This window comes from Azohydromonas caseinilytica (assembly GCF_012927045.1).
Lineage (GTDB): Bacteria > Pseudomonadota > Gammaproteobacteria > Burkholderiales > Burkholderiaceae_C > Azohydromonas > Azohydromonas caseinilytica.
On sequence record NZ_JABBFW010000004.1, the window covers coordinates 233,367 to 250,067 of the forward strand.

Annotated in this window: 15 protein-coding genes and 1 tRNA gene; 2 read left to right on the top strand and 14 right to left on the bottom strand. The window is 70.8% G+C overall.

All coding sequences use genetic code 11. The annotated features are described in order from the left end of the window. Nucleotides 1-55: 55 nt before the first annotated feature. Genes HHL10_RS08160 through HHL10_RS08170 form a run of 3 tightly spaced genes read right to left on the bottom strand, consistent with a single transcriptional unit; the run spans nucleotide 56 to nucleotide 2,999 of the window. The gene (locus HHL10_RS08160; protein ID WP_169159855.1) at nucleotides 56-1,003 is read right to left on the bottom strand and encodes a DMT family transporter; all 948 of its coding nucleotides are present in this window, start codon (nucleotides 1,001-1,003) and stop codon (nucleotides 56-58) included. Between the two features lie 2 nt (nucleotides 1,004-1,005). Next, nucleotides 1,006-1,788 carry a 2OG-Fe dioxygenase family protein gene (locus tag HHL10_RS08165; protein ID WP_235971187.1) on the bottom strand — a complete coding sequence of 261 codons (783 nt, stop codon included), beginning with the start codon at nucleotides 1,786-1,788 and terminating at the stop codon, nucleotides 1,006-1,008. Continuing rightward, a complete protein-coding gene (locus tag HHL10_RS08170; RefSeq protein ID WP_169159856.1) occupies nucleotides 1,785-2,999 on the bottom strand; it encodes an argininosuccinate synthase-related protein in 1,215 nt (404 codons plus the stop codon). The genes HHL10_RS08165 and HHL10_RS08170 overlap by 4 nt, the downstream gene beginning before the upstream one ends. A 92-nt stretch (nucleotides 3,000-3,091) precedes the next feature. Here HHL10_RS08170 and HHL10_RS08175 point away from each other — a divergent pair, with 92 nt between their 5' ends. Then, on the top strand, nucleotides 3,092-4,009 hold the full coding sequence (locus HHL10_RS08175; protein WP_169159857.1) for a LysR family transcriptional regulator: 918 nt from the start codon (nucleotides 3,092-3,094) through the stop codon (nucleotides 4,007-4,009). Nucleotides 4,010-4,060: 51 nt separating this feature from the next. On the opposite strand, the gene HHL10_RS08180 is transcribed toward HHL10_RS08175, so the two are convergent. From HHL10_RS08180 to HHL10_RS08230, 11 genes are all read right to left on the bottom strand, one after another. Further along, on the bottom strand, nucleotides 4,061-4,909 hold the full coding sequence (locus HHL10_RS08180; protein ID WP_169159858.1) for an alpha/beta hydrolase family protein: 849 nt from the start codon (nucleotides 4,907-4,909) through the stop codon (nucleotides 4,061-4,063). A 22-nt stretch (nucleotides 4,910-4,931) separates the two neighbouring features. Next, the gene (locus HHL10_RS08185) at nucleotides 4,932-6,122 is read right to left on the bottom strand and encodes a DUF3182 family protein (protein WP_169159859.1); all 1,191 of its coding nucleotides are present in this window, start codon (nucleotides 6,120-6,122) and stop codon (nucleotides 4,932-4,934) included. A gap of 118 nt (nucleotides 6,123-6,240) precedes the next feature. Further along, nucleotides 6,241-8,076, bottom strand: coding sequence for an amidohydrolase family protein (locus HHL10_RS08190; RefSeq protein ID WP_205832951.1), 1,836 nt, complete (start codon nucleotides 8,074-8,076; stop codon nucleotides 6,241-6,243). After that, entirely contained in the window at nucleotides 8,073-8,885 is an 813-nt protein-coding gene (locus HHL10_RS08195; protein WP_169159860.1) for a uracil-DNA glycosylase family protein, read from the bottom strand. The genes HHL10_RS08190 and HHL10_RS08195 overlap by 4 nt, the downstream gene beginning before the upstream one ends. A 114-nt stretch (nucleotides 8,886-8,999) precedes the next feature. Continuing rightward, a complete protein-coding gene (locus HHL10_RS08200; RefSeq protein WP_169159861.1) occupies nucleotides 9,000-9,905 on the bottom strand; it encodes a DUF72 domain-containing protein in 906 nt (301 codons plus the stop codon). Between the two features lie 22 nt (nucleotides 9,906-9,927). Further along, nucleotides 9,928-10,893 (bottom strand): glucokinase, encoded by a 966-nt coding sequence (locus tag HHL10_RS08205; protein ID WP_169159862.1) that lies wholly within the window; start codon nucleotides 10,891-10,893, stop codon nucleotides 9,928-9,930. Nucleotides 10,894-11,044: 151 nt separating this feature from the next. Next, nucleotides 11,045-11,120 (bottom strand) — tRNA-Thr (locus HHL10_RS08210). A 190-nt stretch (nucleotides 11,121-11,310) separates the two neighbouring features. Further along, the gene (locus HHL10_RS08215) at nucleotides 11,311-12,327 is read right to left on the bottom strand and encodes a class 1 fructose-bisphosphatase (RefSeq protein WP_169159863.1); all 1,017 of its coding nucleotides are present in this window, start codon (nucleotides 12,325-12,327) and stop codon (nucleotides 11,311-11,313) included. A 31-nt stretch (nucleotides 12,328-12,358) separates the two neighbouring features. Then, on the bottom strand, nucleotides 12,359-15,061 hold the full coding sequence (gene pepN / locus HHL10_RS08220; RefSeq protein WP_169159864.1) for an aminopeptidase N: 2,703 nt from the start codon (nucleotides 15,059-15,061) through the stop codon (nucleotides 12,359-12,361). Nucleotides 15,062-15,145: 84 nt separating this feature from the next. Continuing rightward, nucleotides 15,146-16,250 (bottom strand): peptide chain release factor 2 gene (gene prfB, locus HHL10_RS08225; protein WP_169159865.1). Its coding sequence is split into 2 segments (ribosomal slippage): nucleotides 15,146-16,168 and nucleotides 16,170-16,250, totalling 1,104 coding nucleotides; the frame shifts between segments, so codons are not numbered across the junction. Then, entirely contained in the window at nucleotides 16,167-16,340 is a 174-nt protein-coding gene (locus tag HHL10_RS08230; protein ID WP_169159670.1) for a hypothetical protein, read from the bottom strand. Before HHL10_RS08230 ends, prfB begins: the two co-directional genes overlap by 84 nt. 46 nt (nucleotides 16,341-16,386) lie before the next feature. Between HHL10_RS08230 and HHL10_RS08235 the strand changes: the two genes are divergently transcribed. Next, the gene (locus HHL10_RS08235; RefSeq protein ID WP_169159866.1) at nucleotides 16,387-16,701 is read left to right on the top strand and encodes a DUF4212 domain-containing protein; all 315 of its coding nucleotides are present in this window, start codon (nucleotides 16,387-16,389) and stop codon (nucleotides 16,699-16,701) included.

A 16,701-nucleotide genomic window follows, 5' to 3' on the forward strand; every position in this document is an offset into this window, starting at 1 on the left:
GCCGGGGCCGGCCCGACAGCCCGAAGGTGTCGCGCCGGCCTGGGCCTGAAGCGGCTCAGCGCCGCTGCGGCCGGGGGGCCGTTGCCCACCAGGTCGCCAGCACGATCAGCGAGCCGCCGCTCCACACCCGCCAGGTCAGCGCCTCGCCCAGCCACAGCAGCGCGAACAGCGCGCCGAACACGGGCTCGCAGCCCATGAGCATCGACACCCGCGAGGGGCTGGTGCGCACGGCGGCGTAGTTCTGCGCGAAGAACGCGAACACGGTGCAGAACAGCACCAGGAAGCCGACGCTGAACCAGAACATCGGGTCCGTCGGCAGCGGCGGCCAGGCGCCGCGCCGCAGCAGCAGCGCCAGCAGCAGCGCGCCGAGGGCCATCACGCCGGCCTGCAGCGCCGTCAGCGTCAGCGCGGGCAGGGCATGGCGCCCGGCCAGGCGCTTGGTCAGGCAGACCATGAGGGCCCGCAGCAGGGCCGCCAGCACCATCAGCCCGTCGCCCAGGCCGCCGGGCAGCGCGGCCGCGCCGCTGCCGCCGTCGGTCAGCAGCGCCGCGCCTAGCACCGACACCCCCGCGGCCCAGAACATGCGCGCCGGTGGCCGCTGCCCCAGCACCAGCCACTCCACCAGCGGCGTGAAGGCCACGCACAGGCTGATGAGGAAGGCGGCGTTGGTGGCCGTGGTCAGCGACACGCCGTAGGTCTCGCACACGAAGATCGCCAGCAGGTTGCCCCCCAGCAGCCCTCCGACCTGCAGTCCCTGGCGCCAATGGCCGCCCCACAGCGGCTTGAGCGCGGGCAGCAGCACCAGGAACGTCAGGCTGAAGCGCAGCGCCAGGAATTCCGGCACCGGCATCTGCTGCGTGGCGAGCTTGGCCAGGGCGTAGCTGCTGCCCCAGATGGCGGCCACCATCAGCAGCATCAGCTCGCCGCTGCCCATGCCGGCCCGCAGCCACGCGCCGCCCCCCGGGCGCCAGCCCTGCGCCGGGATACCGTCGTCGCGGGCCATGCTCAACCCGCGTTCTTCGTGAAGGCCAGGACGAGGACGTCGCGATAGGCCTCCAGGGCATCGGGGGCGGGCAGGACGGGCGTCACGCCATGCATGGTCCGGTTGTCGTCCAGCACCATGAAGTCCAGCGGCTCCACCAGCTTGCACACGAACAGCGGCTGGCCCTCGGCGTCGGTGATGGTGGATTCGCCGCCGCGCACGTTGTGGCGCCGCACCATCATGACCACGATGTAGTCCACGCCGTCACGGTGCAGGCCTTCCGGCGTGGGCTGGCCGGCCGTGTCGGACGAGGCGCGGATGCGGTAGGGGTGCAGCCGCACGTTCCAGCACTGGCGGGCGCCCTCGACCCGGTCCAGCACCCGGGCCAGGCTCATCAGCAGCTTCGTCAGCGACTCCTCCTGCACGAACTCCGGCTCCAGGGGATCGAACCAGCGCTGGATGCCGCCATTGAGCTTGTTGATGTAGCGCGGCTGCTCATAAGGGCCGTGGGGCAGCTGGCGCAGCTGGTCGGGGTACTGCAGCTCCAGCTCGCCGTAGCGGCGGAAGCGGTAGGTGCCGCCGTCGCCCATGTGGCGGTCCAGGGTCAGGCGGTTCCAGTAGTCGCCAAAGCGCGGCCACTCGCGCATGGGGAAGTCCAGCCACGCCGCCGTTTCCGGTCCCCGCATCAGGGCGTAGCGCTGGCGCTGGAGCTCCTCCACCAGGCGCATGTCGGAAGCATCCGGGCGCGGGCCGGTCTCGTTGCAGCGCAGGCTCGTGGGGCGCTCGATCAGGGCGGTGTCGTTCATGCGTAGATCTCCTGGGTGCTCGTCATGTCGTGGCTCAGGCGGGTATGGGCGCGTTCACGGGCGACGCGCTTTTCCCAGCCGTCGCGGTCGCACAGGTACAGCGGCCTGTCGGCCCGGATGGAGCACACGTCGGCCGCGCCCGGGCGCAGCGTGTAGGCCACCGTGCCGGTGACATGGCGCGCCGTGCGGGCGATGAAGGCCTCGGCCGCGTCGCGCAAGTGGCCGAACCAGCGGCCCTCGATGGCTTCGCGCACCCACACCTGCTCCTGGCCCAGCTTCTCGCGCAGCAGCTCGGCGTCGAGCGTGGCGGTCTCCAGGTGCCGGTAGGCGTCCATCAGCACATGCGCCGCCGGCGCCTCGCGCACCTCCAGCACCTTCTCGCCGAAATCCAGGTGCTCCAGTCCGCAGTAGCGGCCGACGCCGAAGGCGCCCGCCAGCCGGTTGAGCCGGGCAATGAGCTCCTGCAGGGGCAGCCGCTCGTCGTTGAGCGCCACCGGCGTGCCGGCGTCGAAGCTCACGCGCAGCTCCCGGGGCAGCGCGCCGAGGTCGCGCGGCGCGGTCCACTCGTAAAGCGACTCCGGCACCCAGAAGGCCTCGGGATTTTCCAGGGCGCCGGATTCGAACTCACGGCACCACAGGTTGGCGTCGCCGCTGATGCCCCGGGCCTGGAAACGCGGCAGGCCGGCCTGGGACAGGATTTTGATTTTCTCGTCCCGTGTCATGGCCGAGAATTCATAGGGGGTGCCGTACCAGCCCTCGTAACCCAATTGCGCAATGGCGCCGTTGAGGCGACGCAAACTATTTTGCGACTGGTTGGCGGTATGGATGATGGCGTCGCAGCCCAGGCGGACGGCGGTTTCCACCGCGCACTGCGCCAGCATCGGGCGCGACAGCGACGAGCTGATGGGATAAATGCCCAGGTACCTGGCCTGGGCCCGGATGGCCGGCAGCACGGCCTGCTGCGCGAATTCCTCGCGCATGTCCACCAGCTCCAGCGTCGCGCCGAAGCGGGCCGCGATCTCCTGCAGGTCCTTCTGGTGCACGCCCTCGCCGACGTCCATGGCCAGCGCGGTGACGCGGCAGTTTCGCTCGGCCAGTTCCTTGAGCACGTAGCTGCTGTCCAGCCCGCCGCTGAACAGCGTCAGGACATGGCGCGCGTGACGCGCCACCACATCCAGATCATCAAAACTACGAATTCTTCCGAATTTCATGGAGTATCAATAAAGATTGGTTGCGGACGTAGAGATATTAAGGATCGATGGAATAATGACTAGCCGTCGAGTCAGAACAACAGTGTTGCGCCGTGGGAACAAATGCTTTCTTGAAAATCCTGCCTGAAATGGTGACCTTCTTGCGGGTGGCTGAATTGGGGAGTTTCTCGGCGGCCGCCAGCGAACTCGGCATGACGCCGTCGGCGGCCAGCCGGCAGGTGACGCGGCTGGAAAAGGAGCTCGGCGTGCAGCTGATGCAGCGCACCACGCGGCAGCTGCGTCTGTCGGAGCCGGGCATCGAGGCGTTCGCGCATTGCCGCGACCTGGTGGCGGCGGCCCAGGCCACGATGCAGGTGGCGCAGCAGTTCGTGAACGAGCCGCGCGGCCAGGTGCGGGTCAGCGCGCCCAAGGCCTTCGCGCGCCACGTGCTGCATCCGCTGCTGATGGCCTTCCTGGAGCGCTATCCGAACGTGGACATCCAGCTCATCGTGGCCGATCGCGACATCGACCCCATCCGCGAGGGCGTGGACCTGGTGGTGCGGCTGACCAGCGACCCGCCGCAGGGGCTGGTGGCGCGTCCGCTGACGGCGGTGCGGCAGCTGCTGTGCGCCGCGCCGCGCTACCTGAAGGAAAAGGGCGCCATCGGGCATCCGCGCGACCTGCTGGCGCACAGCTGCCTGTACCTGGGCGAGCAGGAGCGCGACAACCGCTGGCGCTTCTGCAAGGGCGACGAGGTGGTGGACGTGATCGTGCAGGGCCGCTACGTCGCCAACCACAGCGAGATCCGGCTGGACGCCGTGCTCGGCGGCCTGGGCGTGGGCTGCGTGCCGGACTTCGTGGCCCGCGACGCGCTGGACGGGGGCCTGATCGTGCCCGTGCTCGGCGACTGGGCGTTCCAGGCCAACTACCACGGCCAGGCCTACCTGCTGTTCCCCTCGAACAGCTTCATGGTCTCCAAGTGCCGGGTCCTGATCGACCATCTGACCTCGGCCTTGCAGCGCAAGGATTGAGCGCCGGCCGCACCGGCGGCAGGCGCGGGCGGGCCCGAAGGCCGGGCCGGCTCAGCGCGCCATCGGCGGCGCCTCGGGCTCGGTCTCGCTCACGGCGGTCTGCGCCGCCGCCTGCTGGCTGGCCACGCCCTTGACGGCGGTGGCGGCGAGCTGGTCGCCCTCGCGCCGCGCGCCGGCCAGCATCTCGCCCAGCCACTGCGTCAGCAGCGCGGTGTAGGCGCGCTGCGAGGCCTCGCTGGTCAGGCCGTGGTCGGCGCCGGCCAGGCAGCGGTAGGTCAGCGAGCGCGCCTGCAGGCAGGCCTCGCGGTAGCTGGTGATCACGGGGTGCGGCACGGTGTCGTCGTGCTCGGACTCGACGATGAGCACGTCGCCCTCGAAATCGGCGCAGGCGCGCAGCGCGCGGTTGTCCTCGGCCTTGATGAAGCTGCGCCGGTAGGCCTTGAGGTCCTGGTCCTTGTGCAGCTGCACCTTGGGCACTTCCCAGCCGGTGTCGATGTAGAGCGCGGGCACGCGCAGCGCCAGCCAGCGCACCTTGCGCAGCGTGGTCAGGATCGCCGCCAGGTAGCCGCCGTAGCTGCTGCCCACCACGGCGATGGCGTCGCGGTCCACGTGCGGATGGCGCGCGAGCTGGTCGTAGGCGGCCAGCACGTCGCGCAGGTTGCTCTTGCGCGAGACCGATTCGCGCTGCTCCCGGGTGTCGGCATGGCCGCGCAGGTCGAAGGTCAGGCACACGCAGCCCAGCGCCGCGATCTCGCGCGCGCGCGTGAGGTACTGCTCCTGGCTGCCGCCCCAGCCGTGCACGAACAGCACGCCGGGCATGGCCGTGCCGGGGGTGATGACGGTGCCCTCGATGCTCGCGTCATCGACGGCGATGGTCAGAGCTTGCTCGCGTGTGCTCATGGTCCTCCAGGGAGTGTGTCGCTCAGGTTTCGTCGCTGTGCAGCAGGGCGTACTTGGTGATGGGGCCGACATGCTCGTCCACGCCCTGGTAGTACAGGACGGCACCCTCGGGCAGCTCCGCCGGCTCGCCATGCAGCTCCACGGTCGAGGCGCGCGCCGTCTCGCGCGCGGGGTCGTCGCACAGCGCCTGCAGCGCCGCCACCTCGGCGCCGCTGGCGCCGCCGATGCGCCAGGACTGCTCCAGCACGCCGGCCAGCATCCGCCCGGCGGCGTCGCGGCCCTGCACCACGTCGTAGTTGGCGCGCGAGGCCAGGAAGCCCTCGAAGCAGTCGCAGGCCGCCTCGTGGTAGGTGCGCGCCAGCGCCACGGCGCGGCGCGCGCCGGCATCGTCCGCGGCCAGCTGCTCCAGCCGCTCGAAGCCGCCGCGCACCACCGTGAGCGTGGAGCCGCCGTAGACCTCCTGGCCTTGGCGATTGAGCGTGTTGCGCTGGGTGCCGAAGTAGCTCGCCACCAGTGTGCCCAGGCGCAGCAGCCCGATGCTGTACGTGTGCACCTCGTCGGCCAAGTTGCGCTCCAGCACCAGGCCGTGCCGGCTGAGCACGTCGGCCGGCAGCGCGTCCAGCTGGGCCGCCAGCTCGCGCGCGTCGCGCGCCACGGACTGCCCCGAGCCGCCGATGCCGCAGGCCAGCTTCAGCCGCACCGGCCCGTCCTGCAGCAGCTGCCGGCCGGCCTCGCGCGCGTCCTCCACGCTGAACACCGAGAAGCCCGGCAGCACGCTGTCGCGCACGCGCTGGCCGAAGCACTCGCTCCAGCCGGCAGGCGCGGGGGCATCGGGCCGAATCAGCGGATGCGTGATGACCTTGGTGGCGACGAAGGGCGCCGGCACCACGCCGCCAAACAGATCCTCCTCGCCGCAGACGCCCAGGCGCCGCGCCGCCTCCAGCGAAAAGATCGTTTCGTTGGGCACCACGTAGCCCAGCGCGCCGGAACTGGCGGCGGCATCGCCTTCGGCGAAATCACAGCCCATCAGCGCCGCCAGCCGCCGGGCGATGCCGCGGTGCGAGGCCAGCTCGTGCTGGCGCGCGTCGGTGCGGCAGGGCACGAAGCTCAGCCGCTCGTGCGGCGTGATTGCCGGGCGCGCCCTGGCGGCCGGCTCTGCGAAGGGTGGATGCCGGCCACCGGCCGACGGGACGAGGACTGCTACGTTCACCATGGGGAACCCCGGATCGGTCGGCGAAATTGCCGTATTCAGGGGATTGGCAAGGGCTGTGCCCGGGGCGCCTCGGCACAAGCCCGGGCCCCGGCCCGGCGGCCTGCCTTCGCCCAGCGCCTCAATGCGGCTGCGCGGCAGGCAGTGCTCCCGGGCCGGTATTTACCTGCGGCGGCGGCGTGGCTTGCACACCGTAGAACGCCGCCAGCCCGCTGCGGATGGGCACGGGCACGTTGGGTTGCGCCGCGATGCGGGCCAGGTAGTCGGGGTCGTCGGCCACGGTCAGCGGGTCCAGCCGCACCGGCGCCAGCACCGTGGACAGCGGCGCCGCGGCGGCGCGCAGCGCCGTCTGCGGGCCGGTGAAGTCGTCCGGCGCCTCGAAGGGCAGCCGCGGCCGCAGCTCGCTGCCGGTGGGGCGGATCTCGTCCAGCGCCAGCGACCAGACCACGGGCTCGGGTGCGTCCAGCGCCAGCGTGGCCCGGCGCACCGGGGCCTGCTCCAGCTCGCGGGCCAGCCGGGGCAGGTCGTGGAGCGCCGCGCGCAGCTGGCGCCGGGCCTCGGCCAATGACACCTGGGCCACGTCGGGATCGCCGCTGTCCTGCGCCAGGAACCACCGGCGCGTCCTGCCGCCCACGCGCAGCGTCTCGCCGCCGCCGGCGCCCAGCGCCGCCATCAGCGAGGGCACGCCGTAGCGCGCCACGCCGTTGACCATCACCAGGTGGATGTCGGTCTCCCGGGCGCGGAGCAGCGCCTCGTAGGGGTCGCCGGTGTGCGCGTCGATGACGAGCAGGTCGGCGCGCTTGCCCGGCTCCAGGCTGCCCAGGGCCGCCTCCCACTGCAGGATGGCGGCGGCGTCGCGCGTGACCATCGCCGCCAGGTCGCGCGCGCTGAACAGGCCGCCCAGCAGCTGCTGCGACACCAGCCAGGCCACCTTCAGCTCGCACAGCAGGTTCTTGCTGCCCGACGGGGACCAGTCGCTGCCCAGCCCGATGCGCACGCCGGCCCGGCGCGCGGCGTCCACGCGCGCGGTGGCGCCGTACAGCAGCAGGTTGCTCAGCGGCGACCAGACCATCGCGCCGCCATGCCCGCCCAGCACCGCGAAATCCTCGGCCAGCAGGCCGGCGGCATGGATGCCGGCCAGCCGCTGGTTGATGGCCCAGGTGTCGGCGGCCACGCGCAGCGCCAGGAAATGCCGGCGCGCCAGCGAGTCGGCCTGCCCGTCCGGGGTCACGCCCTCGCTCAGGTGCAGCAGGAAGCAGCCGCTTTCGCCCTGCTTGTTCAGCCGGGCCAGGAAGGCCTGGGCGTTGCGCGCCTCCACATCGTCGATGCGGGCCTTGGCTTCGGGCAGGTCGGGGTCGTCGGTCTGCTCGACGTTGCGCAGGATGCCGCGGTAGTGGCGCTGCACGCCGGCATTGCTGTTGAGCATGATGCCCTGGCTGGTGGTCACGCCCGCGACGATGCACTTGCACTCGACGTAGCGCACCAGCGGCGCCAGCAGCGCGGCCCGGCCCTGGGCGTCGCGCCAGGTGCCGACGATGGTCATCGGGCCGCTGATGAGGCGGCGGTAGTCGGGATGGTCGGGCCACTGGCCGCGGTGCTCGAAACGCCGCGGCACCGGGCTCCACAGCGGCAGCACGTTGTAGCTGAGGTGGTTGTGCAGCTCGATCAGGCCGGGCAGCAGCGTGCCCTCGGTGCGCACCGGCGCCACGGCCTCGAAGCCGGGCGGGGGCGGCGCCGCGCGCGCCTGCACGGCGACGATGGCGCCGCGGTCGATGTAGAGCACGCCGTCGTTCAGGACCGTGAAGGCGGCGTCCATGGTGACCACGCGGCCGGCCAGCGCCAGCTTCGGGCCGGTCAGCGCATCGATGGGCCGCGGCGCCGCGGCCCGGGCCAGCCCGGTGGCGGCCTGCGCCTCGCCGCCGCGCTCGGCCAGGGGATACCAGCGCCGCCCGTTCACGACAGGACCCCCGAAGGGACCGTGAGGGTGATGTTGCGCCGCTTGGCCAGGGCATCGCTGCCCACGCGCCGGGCCCAGCCGTCGTTCTCGTGCATCCAGGCCGGCAGGCCGGCGGGAAAGTCCTCCTCGGGGATGGGGAGGCGGTCGCCCTCGGCCCAGGCCGTGCCGTAGGGCGCGAGCGGGGTGGGGGTGTCGGGATGCTGCAGCGCCGGCGCCAGGGCCTGCAGCGCGGCGTTCCAGTTCTGCAGCAGGGCGGCCGTGGCCTGCGCCACCTCGGCCGCGTTGTGGCCGGAACTTTCCGGCTGCGTGGGATGCGTCACCGCGGCGAAGGCCACCGCCACCGCCTGCCCCTCGGGCGTCGCCTGCCAGAGCTCCCAGGCTTCGCGGGCCGCCTGTCCGAGAGTGATCACGGCCTCCACCTGGCCGCTGCCTAGCACGGCCTGCAGCCAGCGGTGGCGGTAGCTCACGAGGCCCGCGCCCCGGCGCGTGGCGGCCCTGACGCTGCCGTAGACGCTGTAGAGGTAGGTGTTGATGCAGACGTAGCTGCGCGTGATGCCCAGCCGCGCCAGCAGGCCCTGCACCCGCCGCCCGGCCTCGCCCACCAGGATGCGGCGCACGATGGTTTCGTGCTGCGCCGGGTCCTGGCCGATCACCAGCACCCGGGCCGAGCCGTCCAGGCGCCCGCGGTGGAAGATCGGGCCCCATTCGACCCGGAACTGGCTCTCCGGATAGGCCTCCGGGCCGGGGTAGTCGGCGCACAGGCTGCGAAAAGGCTCGTTCACGCCGCCGGGATCGAAGGGATGCAACATGCCGCGCTCCTCCAAGGGCACCCTTGCCGCGGCTCCCGTTCTAGACCTTTGGCCGGGCGGTGGGCGTTGCTTGCGGAAACAGCGTTTGCAAGCTGCCCGGGGCGCCGAAGGCGCTCAGGGCCGGGCGAGGTCCAGCAGCCGCATCAGCGTGGCGGCGTTGCGCTGGCCCTGGTCCTCGTGGTTGTTGTTGAACACCACGTGGCACTCGGCCACCTGCTCAGCCAGCCCGCGCAGCGGCTTGGCAAGCTGCGCCAGCTCGGCGTCGCTGTAGTCGTAGTTGAAGCGGTCCGACGCGGCGGTGGTGGGGCCGGAGACGTTCCAGCTCTCGGTGTTGCGCCCGTGCAGGCGTAGCAGCGCCACGCGCGGGTGCGTGGCCTCCCACAATGCCGGCACGCTGTTGCTGAAGCCCTGCGGCCCGTCCACCACGGTGTGCACCAGCTTCAGGTCGCGCAGCAGCGCCAGCGTGTCGGCGCGGTGCTTGTCGTCGAACCAGCTCTTGTGCCGGAACTCGACGCTCAGGGTGTGCTCGGGCATGTGCCCGGCGCAGTCCTGCACCTGCTCGATGCCCGCCTTGTTGCACACCACCCAGGGCGCGAACTGGAAGTGCACCAGCCCCAGCTTGCCCGCCGACTGCAGCGGCTGCAGCGCCTGCTGGAAGCGGCGCCAGAACTCGGCCCTGATGTCGGGCGGCACATGCTTCCAGTACAGGTTGCGGCCCTCGGGCCAGGCCAGCGCCTTGCGCAGGTCCTCGTGCAGCACCTTGGGCTGCGTCTGGTGGCCGGTGAAGATCCGGAAGGCCTTCACGTTCATCGTGAAGTCGGCGGGCGTGCGCTCGGCCCAGAGCTGCGCCGTGGCCGGGGAGGGCATGGCGTAGTAGGAGGAATCCACTTCCACCAGCGGGAAGCGCGAGGCGTAGAAGCGCAGCCGCGCCTCGGCGCTGTTGGCCTCCCTGGGATAGAAGCGCCCGCAATCGATGAGCGACTTGTCGGTCCAGGACGCGGTGCCGATCAGGATGCGCATGCAACGGCTCCCGGCTTGCGCCTCAGCTTCGCTCCAGCGCCTGCGCCGCGCCCAGCAGCGCCGGCTCCTCGGCACGGATGACGAAGGTGGGGATGCGCGAGAGGTAGTCGCGGTAGCGCCCCTTGGCCTCGAAGGCGCCGCGGAAGGGCGAGGCCGCGAAGTACGGCCCCAGCCTGGGCACGATGCCGCCGCCCACGTACACGCCGCCGTGCGCGCCCAGCGTCAGCGCCAGGTTGCCGGCGGCGCTGCCCAGCAGCGCGCAGAAGCGCTGCAGCGCCTCGACGCACTGCGCGTCGCCGTGGGCCAGCGCCTGGCGGCTGACCTCGGCGGCGCCCAGCGGCTGCACCGGCACGCCGTCGAGCGTGGCGATGGCGCGGTAGAGGTTTTCCAGGCCCATGCCGGAGACGACGCGCTCGATCGAAACGTGGTCGAGCTGTCGCCACAGCACGCGCAGGATGTCGGCCTCGCGCTCGCAGGTGGGCGCCGCCGTGGCATGGCCGCCTTCGCCGGGCACGGCGACCCAGCGCCCGTCGTGGCCGCGCACCAGCGAGGCCATGCCCAGGCCCGTGCCCGGGCCGATCAGCACCTTGGGCGCGCCCTCCACCGCGCTGCCGCCGCCGAGCTGCTCCAGCTGCGCGCCGGAGAGCGCCGGCACCGCCAGCGCCAGGGCTTCGAAGTCGTTGAGCATGCACAGGCGCCTGAGGCCCAGCTGCTGCCGCGTGGCCTCGATGGAGAAGCGCCAGGGGCTGTTGGTCATGCGCAGCTCGTCGCCCTCGATGGGATTGGCGATGGCGATGGCCGCCTCGCGCAGCGGCGGCGTGCCCAGCGGCGCGAGGTAGGCCTGCACCGCCGCGGCCAGGTCGGCGTGATCGGCGGTGGGCAGCGTGCGCGCGGCCTGCAGGTGGCCGAAGTCGTCGAGCAGGGCGAAGCGGGCGTTGGTGCCGCCCACGTCGCCGACGAGGCGCAGGGTGTCGGGTCCGGGCTGCATGGTGCTCAAGCCTCAAGAAGTGAGGGTGACGCCACCCCGAAGCCGCTCATCGCGACGCAGCAGCCTCGGGCTGTCAGGCGGTTGCGCGCAAGTTGCGCGGCGCAACAAACGAAAAAGCCCTGGTTCCGTGAGGAACCAGGGCTTTCGTGATTGGTGCCGGTGAAGAGAGTCGAACTCCCGACCTTCGCATTACGAATGCGCTGCTCTACCAACTGAGCTACACCGGCTGTGCCGTCAAGACCTAGATTATGGCACGGGTTTGAGGGGCGCTGCAAGCATTTCGCTTGAAATTTTTCAAAGCCGTGCTGGCGGGGGTGGCGGCGGTGGGTGCTCACGGGGTGGATGCGGCGTCGATGCGGTTGGCGCATCGCGCGGCAAGCCCCGTGCCGATGGTGCGGCCGCCCCCGGGTCAGGGCGTCAGGGCTTGCCGGCTTTCTCGTGGTAGGCCGTCACGCGCTCGACCTCGTTCTTGGAGCCCAGGATCACGCTGACGCGCTCGTGCAGCTTGGTGGGCTGGATGTCGAGGATGCGCTGCTGGCCGTTGGTGGCGGCGCCGCCGGCCTGCTCGACCAGGAAGGCCATGGGGTTGGCCTCGTACATCAGGCGCAGCTTGCCGGGCTTGGAAGGCTCGCGCGCGTCCCAGGGGTACATGAAGATGCCGCCGCGGCTGAGGATGCGGTGCACGTCGGCCACCATGGAGGCGATCCAGCGCATGTTGAAGTCCTTGCCGCGCGCGCCCGTGGTGCCGGCCAGGCATTCGTCGATGTAGCGCTTCACCGGCGGGGCCCAGTGGCGCATGTTGCTCATGTTGATCGCGAATTCCTTGGTGTCGGCCGGGATCTGCACGTCCTGCTCCACCAGGAACCAGCCGCCGAGCTCGCGGTCCAGCGTGAACATCACCACGCCGGCGCCCACGGTCAGCACCAGCGTGGTCTGCGGCCCGTAGACGCAGTAGCCCGCGGCCACCTGCTGGTTGCCGGGCTGCAGGAAGTCGGCCTCGCTCACGCCCTCGTGGTTGGTGGGCTTCTTGAGCACCGAGAAGATGGTGCCGATGCTGACGTTGACGTCGATGTTGGAGGAGCCGTCCAGCGGATCGAACAGCAGCAGGAACTCGCCCTGCGGGTAGCGGTTGGGGATGATGTGGATCTCATCCATCTCCTCGCTGGCCATGGCCGCGAGGTGGCCGCCCCACTCGTTGGCCTCGATCAGCACCTCGTTGCTGATGATGTCCAGCTTCTTCTGGACCTCGCCCTGCACGTTCTCCGAGCCGGCGCTGCCCAGCACCTCGCCCAGCGCGCCCTTGTTGACGGCGATGGCGATGCGCTTGCATGCGCGCGCCACCACCTCGATCAGCAGCCGCAGCTGCGCCGGGATGTTGTCGTGCTCGCGCTGCTGCTCGACCAGGTATTGGGTCAGACTGACTCGCTTGCTCATGGGTGCTGCCTCCAGGAAGAAATGATTCGGTTCACTCGGCCGCGGCGGCGCTCGCGTCGTCGGCCAGCGCGCGCATGACGATCTCGCGCACGTCGTTGGACAGGTCGGGCTTGGCCGCCACGCGCTGGATCGCCGCGCGCGCGGCCTCGCGGTAGGGCTCGGCCAGCTTGCGCCAGCGGTCCATCACGCGCGCCAGGCGCGCCGCCAGCTGCGGGTTCATGGCGTCGATCTCCATCACCCGGTCGGCCCAGAACACGTAGCCCGCGGCGTCGGGGCGGTGGAAGGCGGCGGGGTTGAACATCGTCAGCGAGAACAGCAGGCTGCGGGCGCGGTTGGGGTTGCGCAACGAGAAGTCAGGATGCTTGAGCAGCGCCTTGACGCGCGCGAAGACGCGGCCTTCATGCTCGGGGGCGCGCGCCTGCAGCGCGAACCACTTGTCCAGCACCAGCGCGTCGCCCTGGAACAGCTCGTGGAAGCGCGCCAGCGCGGGCTCGGCCAGCTCGGCGTGCGACTCCACCAGCGCGGAGAGCGCGCCCAGGCGCTCGGTCATGTTGCCCGCGTCCTTGAAGCGCTGGTAGGCGCGGCCCGGCCACACCGGGTCGGCGCTGCGCTGCGCGTGCAGGCACAGCATGGCCAGCGCCAGGTTGGCCAGCGCGCGGCGGCCGGCCTGCGCCACCGTGGGCTGGTAGCCCTCGCGCACCTGGTGGTGCTCCCAGGCCCACATCCAGTCGGCATGCAGGTGCTGCGCCAGTTGTGCGCGCATCGACTCGCGCACCGCGTGGATGCGCTGCGGATCGACCACCGCCAGCTGCTCGGCCACGTAGCCCTCGCTGGGCAGCTGCAGCGCCAGCTCCTTGAACGAGGCGTCCAGCGTCGGGTGCCGCAGCACCGCGCGCATGGCCTCGATGAAGGCGTCGTCCAGGTGCGCCGGGGCCTGGCCCGAGGCGGCGGCGCACAGCCGCGACAGCGCCAGGCGCTGGCCGGCCTCCCAGCGGTTGAAGGCGTCCGTGTCATGCGCCAGCAGCACCAGGCGCTCGGCGTCGCTCAGGCCGTCGTCCAGGATCACCGGCGCGGAGAAGCCGCGCAGCAGCGAGGGCACCGGCACGGCGCCGAGGTTGACGAAGGTCCAGCTCTGCTCGGCCTCCTCCAGCACCAGCACGCGCTCGGCGCTGGCCGCGGAGGCGTCCTCGCCTTCGAGTTGCAGCTGCAACGGTGTGCCGTCGTGCGACAGCAGCCCCATCGCCACCGGGATGACGAAAGGCTGCTTCACCGGCTGGCCGGGGGAGGGCGCACAGCGCTGCTGAAGCGTCAGCGTGTAGCGGCCGGTCTCGGGGTCGTAGTGGCCGCGCGCCGTCACGGTGGGCGTGCCGGCCTGCGCGTACCAGCGCTTGAAGGTGTCCAGGCGCACGGCCAGCGCGCTGCCGGGGTTGGCGTCGGCGATGGCCTGCGCGAAGTCGTCGCAGGTCACGGCCTGCCCGTCATGGCGCTGGAAGTACAGCGTCATGCCGTTGGCGAAGCCCTCGCGGCCGACCAGCGTGTGCATCATGCGCACGACTTCCGCACCCTTCTCGTAGACGGTGGCGGTGTAGAAGTTGTCGATGGCGACGTAGCTGTCGGGGCGCACCGGGTGCGCCATGGGGCCGGCGTCCTCGGGGAACTGCGAGGCGCGCAGCTGGCGCACGTCCTCGATGCGGCGTACGGCGCGGGCGCTGGCGCCGCCGCTCATGTCCATCGAGAACTCCTGGTCGCGGAAGACGGTCAGGCCTTCCTTGAGGCTCAACTGGAACCAGTCGCGGCAGGTGACGCGGTTGCCGGTCCAGTTGTGGAAGTACTCGTGCGCCACCACGCTTTCGATGCCGAAGAAGTCCACGTCGGTGGCGGTGGCGGGGCTGGCCAGGACGAACTTGGTGTTGAAGATGTTGAGGCCCTTGTTCTCCATGGCCCCCATGTTGAAGTCCTCGACCGCCACGATCATGAAGCGCTCGAGGTCCAGCGGCAGCTTGAAGCGCGTCTCGTCCCAGACGATCGAGGCGATGAGCGAGTTCATCGCGTGCTCGGTCTTGTCCAGGTCGCCGCGGCGCACGAACACCTGCAGCAGGTGCTCCTGGCCGTTGCGGGTGCGGATGCGCTGCTCGCGCGCCACCAGGTCCGCCGCCACCAGCGCGAACAGGTAGCTGGGTTTTGGAAACGGGTCGTGCCACTTGGCGTAGTGGCGCCCGCCGGAGAGCTCGCCCTGCTCGACCAGGTTGCCGTTGGACAGCAGCACCGGGTACTTGGCTTTGTCCGCGCGCAGCGTCACCGTGTACACGGCCATGACGTCCGGGCGGTCCAGGAAGTAGGTGATGCGTCTGAAACCCTCGGCCTCGCACTGCGTGAAGAAGCCGCTGGCGCTGGTGTAGAGGCCCGAGAGCTCGGTGTTCTTCTCGGGGCAGCAGCTGTTGCGGATCTCCAGCGTGAAGCTCGCGTCCTCGGGCGGATGGTCGATCACGAGCGAGCCGTCCTCGTGGCGGAAGCTCACGCTCTCGCCGTTGGCCAGCACGCGCAGCAGCGTCAGGCCCTCGCCGTGCAGGCGCAACGGCTGCGGCGCGGCCTGCGGGTCGCGCTCGATCTGCAGCCTGGAGCTGACCAGCGTCTTGGCCGGCTCCAGGTCGAAGCACAGATCGACGCTGCGGATGCGGTATGCCGGTGCGAGGTAGTCCTCGCGGCGGACCAGATGGGCGGTGCCTTCGCGCATGTGCGGGTGCTCCCGGTGTTGCTCGGTTGATCGGTCGGGACGCGCGGGCCGGCACACAAGGCGCCGCCCGCGCCGGGCCGGGCTTTACAGGCCCTGCTTGAGGCTGGCGGCGATGAAGCTGTCGAGGTCGCCGTCCAGCACCTTCTGGGTGTTGGAGATCTCGACGTTGGTGCGCAGGTCCTTGATGCGGCTCTGATCCAGCACGTAGGAGCGGATCTGGTGGCCCCAGCCCACGTCAGTCTTGGCGTCCTCCAGCTTCTGCTGCTCGGCCATCTTCTTGCGCATCTCGTGCTCGTACAGGCGCGAGCGCAGCATCTGCCAGGCCTCGTCGCGGTTGCGGTGCTGCGAACGGTCGTTCTGGCACTGCACGACGATGCCGGTGGGGATGTGCGTCAGGCGCACGGCCGAGTCGGTCTTGTTGATGTGCTGGCCGCCCGCGCCCGAGGCGCGGAAGGTGTCGGTGCGCACGTCGGCCGGGTTGATGTCGATCTCGATCGAGTCATCGACTTCCGGATAGACGAACAGCGACGCGAAGCTGGTGTGGCGCCCGCCGGAGCTGTCGAAGGGGCTCTTGCGCACCAGGCGGTGCACGCCGGTTTCGGTGCGCAGGTGACCAAAGGCGTAGTCGCCCTCGACCTTGATCGTTGCGCTTCGAATTCCGGCAACGTCCCCTTCGGTCTCCTCCATCACCTCGGCCTTGAAGCCCTTGCGCTCGCAGTACTTGAGGTACTGGCGCAGCAGCATGCTGGCCCAGTCGCAGGCCTCGGTGCCGCCGGCGCCGGCCTGGATGTCGATGAAGCAGTTGCTGGGGTCGGCCGGGTTGTTGAACATGCGGCGGAACTCCAGCTGTTCCACCGTGCCTTGGAGCTGCTGGGCCTCGCTCTCGATGTGCTCCAGCGCGGCGACGTCCTCGTCGGCCTTGCTCATCTCCCAGAGCTCGAGGTTGTCGCCCAGGTTGCGCTCGAGGTGGTTGATGGTCTCGACCACCGTCTCCAGCGTCTTCTTCTCGCGGCCCAGCTCCTGGGCGCGCTTGGGCTCGTTCCAGACGCTGGGGTTCTCCAGCGCGGCGTTGACTTCGTTCAGGCGGAGCGCTTTGCGGTCGTAGTCAAAGATACCCCCTTAGCGCTTGGGTGCGCTCGCTCAGATCGGTCAGCAGGCTGCCGATGGCGTTGATGCGTTCGATGTCCATGTGTGGGGACTCACGGTTGGTGATGCGGGAAAGGGCGAATTTTCGCACGCGCGCCGTGCCGCGCCGGGCGGTACGGGCGTTGTAAGACAATCGCGCCCCGGCGGCCGGCGCAAAGCCCGCCGCACACGGAGGAGACATGCACAGCCAGGGCCGAGCACAGGCCGACACCCCCACCGCCGCCGCCACCGAGCCGGCACCGCCCGAGCCCGCGCTGGCGCGGCACTGGCGCCATACCCGGACGCTGACCATGGTGCTGCTGCTGGCGTGGTTCGGAGCCAGCTTCGTGGCCGTGTTCTTTGCCGCGGAGCTGCGCCAGCGCTTCTTCGGCTGGCCGCTGGGCTTCTGGATGGCCTCGCAGGGCGCGCTGCTGGTGTTCCTGGCGATCGTGGTGGTCTATGCCTGGGTCATGGCGCGCATCGACGCCGCGGCCGGCGTGGACGAGGACGCCTGA

Coding starts and splice junctions, on each gene's coding strand:
- HHL10_RS08215 (WP_169159863.1), bottom strand. CDS start 12,327: ATGAGCAAGCGAGTCAGTCTGACCCAATACCTGGTCGAGCAGCAGCGC.
- HHL10_RS08170 (WP_169159856.1), bottom strand. CDS start 2,999: ATGAAATTCGGAAGAATTCGTAGTTTTGATGATCTGGATGTGGTGGCG.
- HHL10_RS08205 (WP_169159862.1), bottom strand. CDS start 10,893: ATGCAGCCCGGACCCGACACCCTGCGCCTCGTCGGCGACGTGGGCGGC.
- HHL10_RS08235 (WP_169159866.1), top strand. CDS start 16,387: ATGCACAGCCAGGGCCGAGCACAGGCCGACACCCCCACCGCCGCCGCC.
- HHL10_RS08165 (WP_235971187.1), bottom strand. CDS start 1,788: ATGAACGACACCGCCCTGATCGAGCGCCCCACGAGCCTGCGCTGCAAC.
- HHL10_RS08160 (WP_169159855.1), bottom strand. CDS start 1,003: ATGGCCCGCGACGACGGTATCCCGGCGCAGGGCTGGCGCCCGGGGGGC.
- HHL10_RS08195 (WP_169159860.1), bottom strand. CDS start 8,885: ATGTTGCATCCCTTCGATCCCGGCGGCGTGAACGAGCCTTTTCGCAGC.
- HHL10_RS08180 (WP_169159858.1), bottom strand. CDS start 4,909: ATGAGCACACGCGAGCAAGCTCTGACCATCGCCGTCGATGACGCGAGC.
- HHL10_RS08185 (WP_169159859.1), bottom strand. CDS start 6,122: ATGGTGAACGTAGCAGTCCTCGTCCCGTCGGCCGGTGGCCGGCATCCA.
- HHL10_RS08200 (WP_169159861.1), bottom strand. CDS start 9,905: ATGCGCATCCTGATCGGCACCGCGTCCTGGACCGACAAGTCGCTCATC.
- pepN (WP_169159864.1), bottom strand. CDS start 15,061: ATGCGCGAAGGCACCGCCCATCTGGTCCGCCGCGAGGACTACCTCGCA.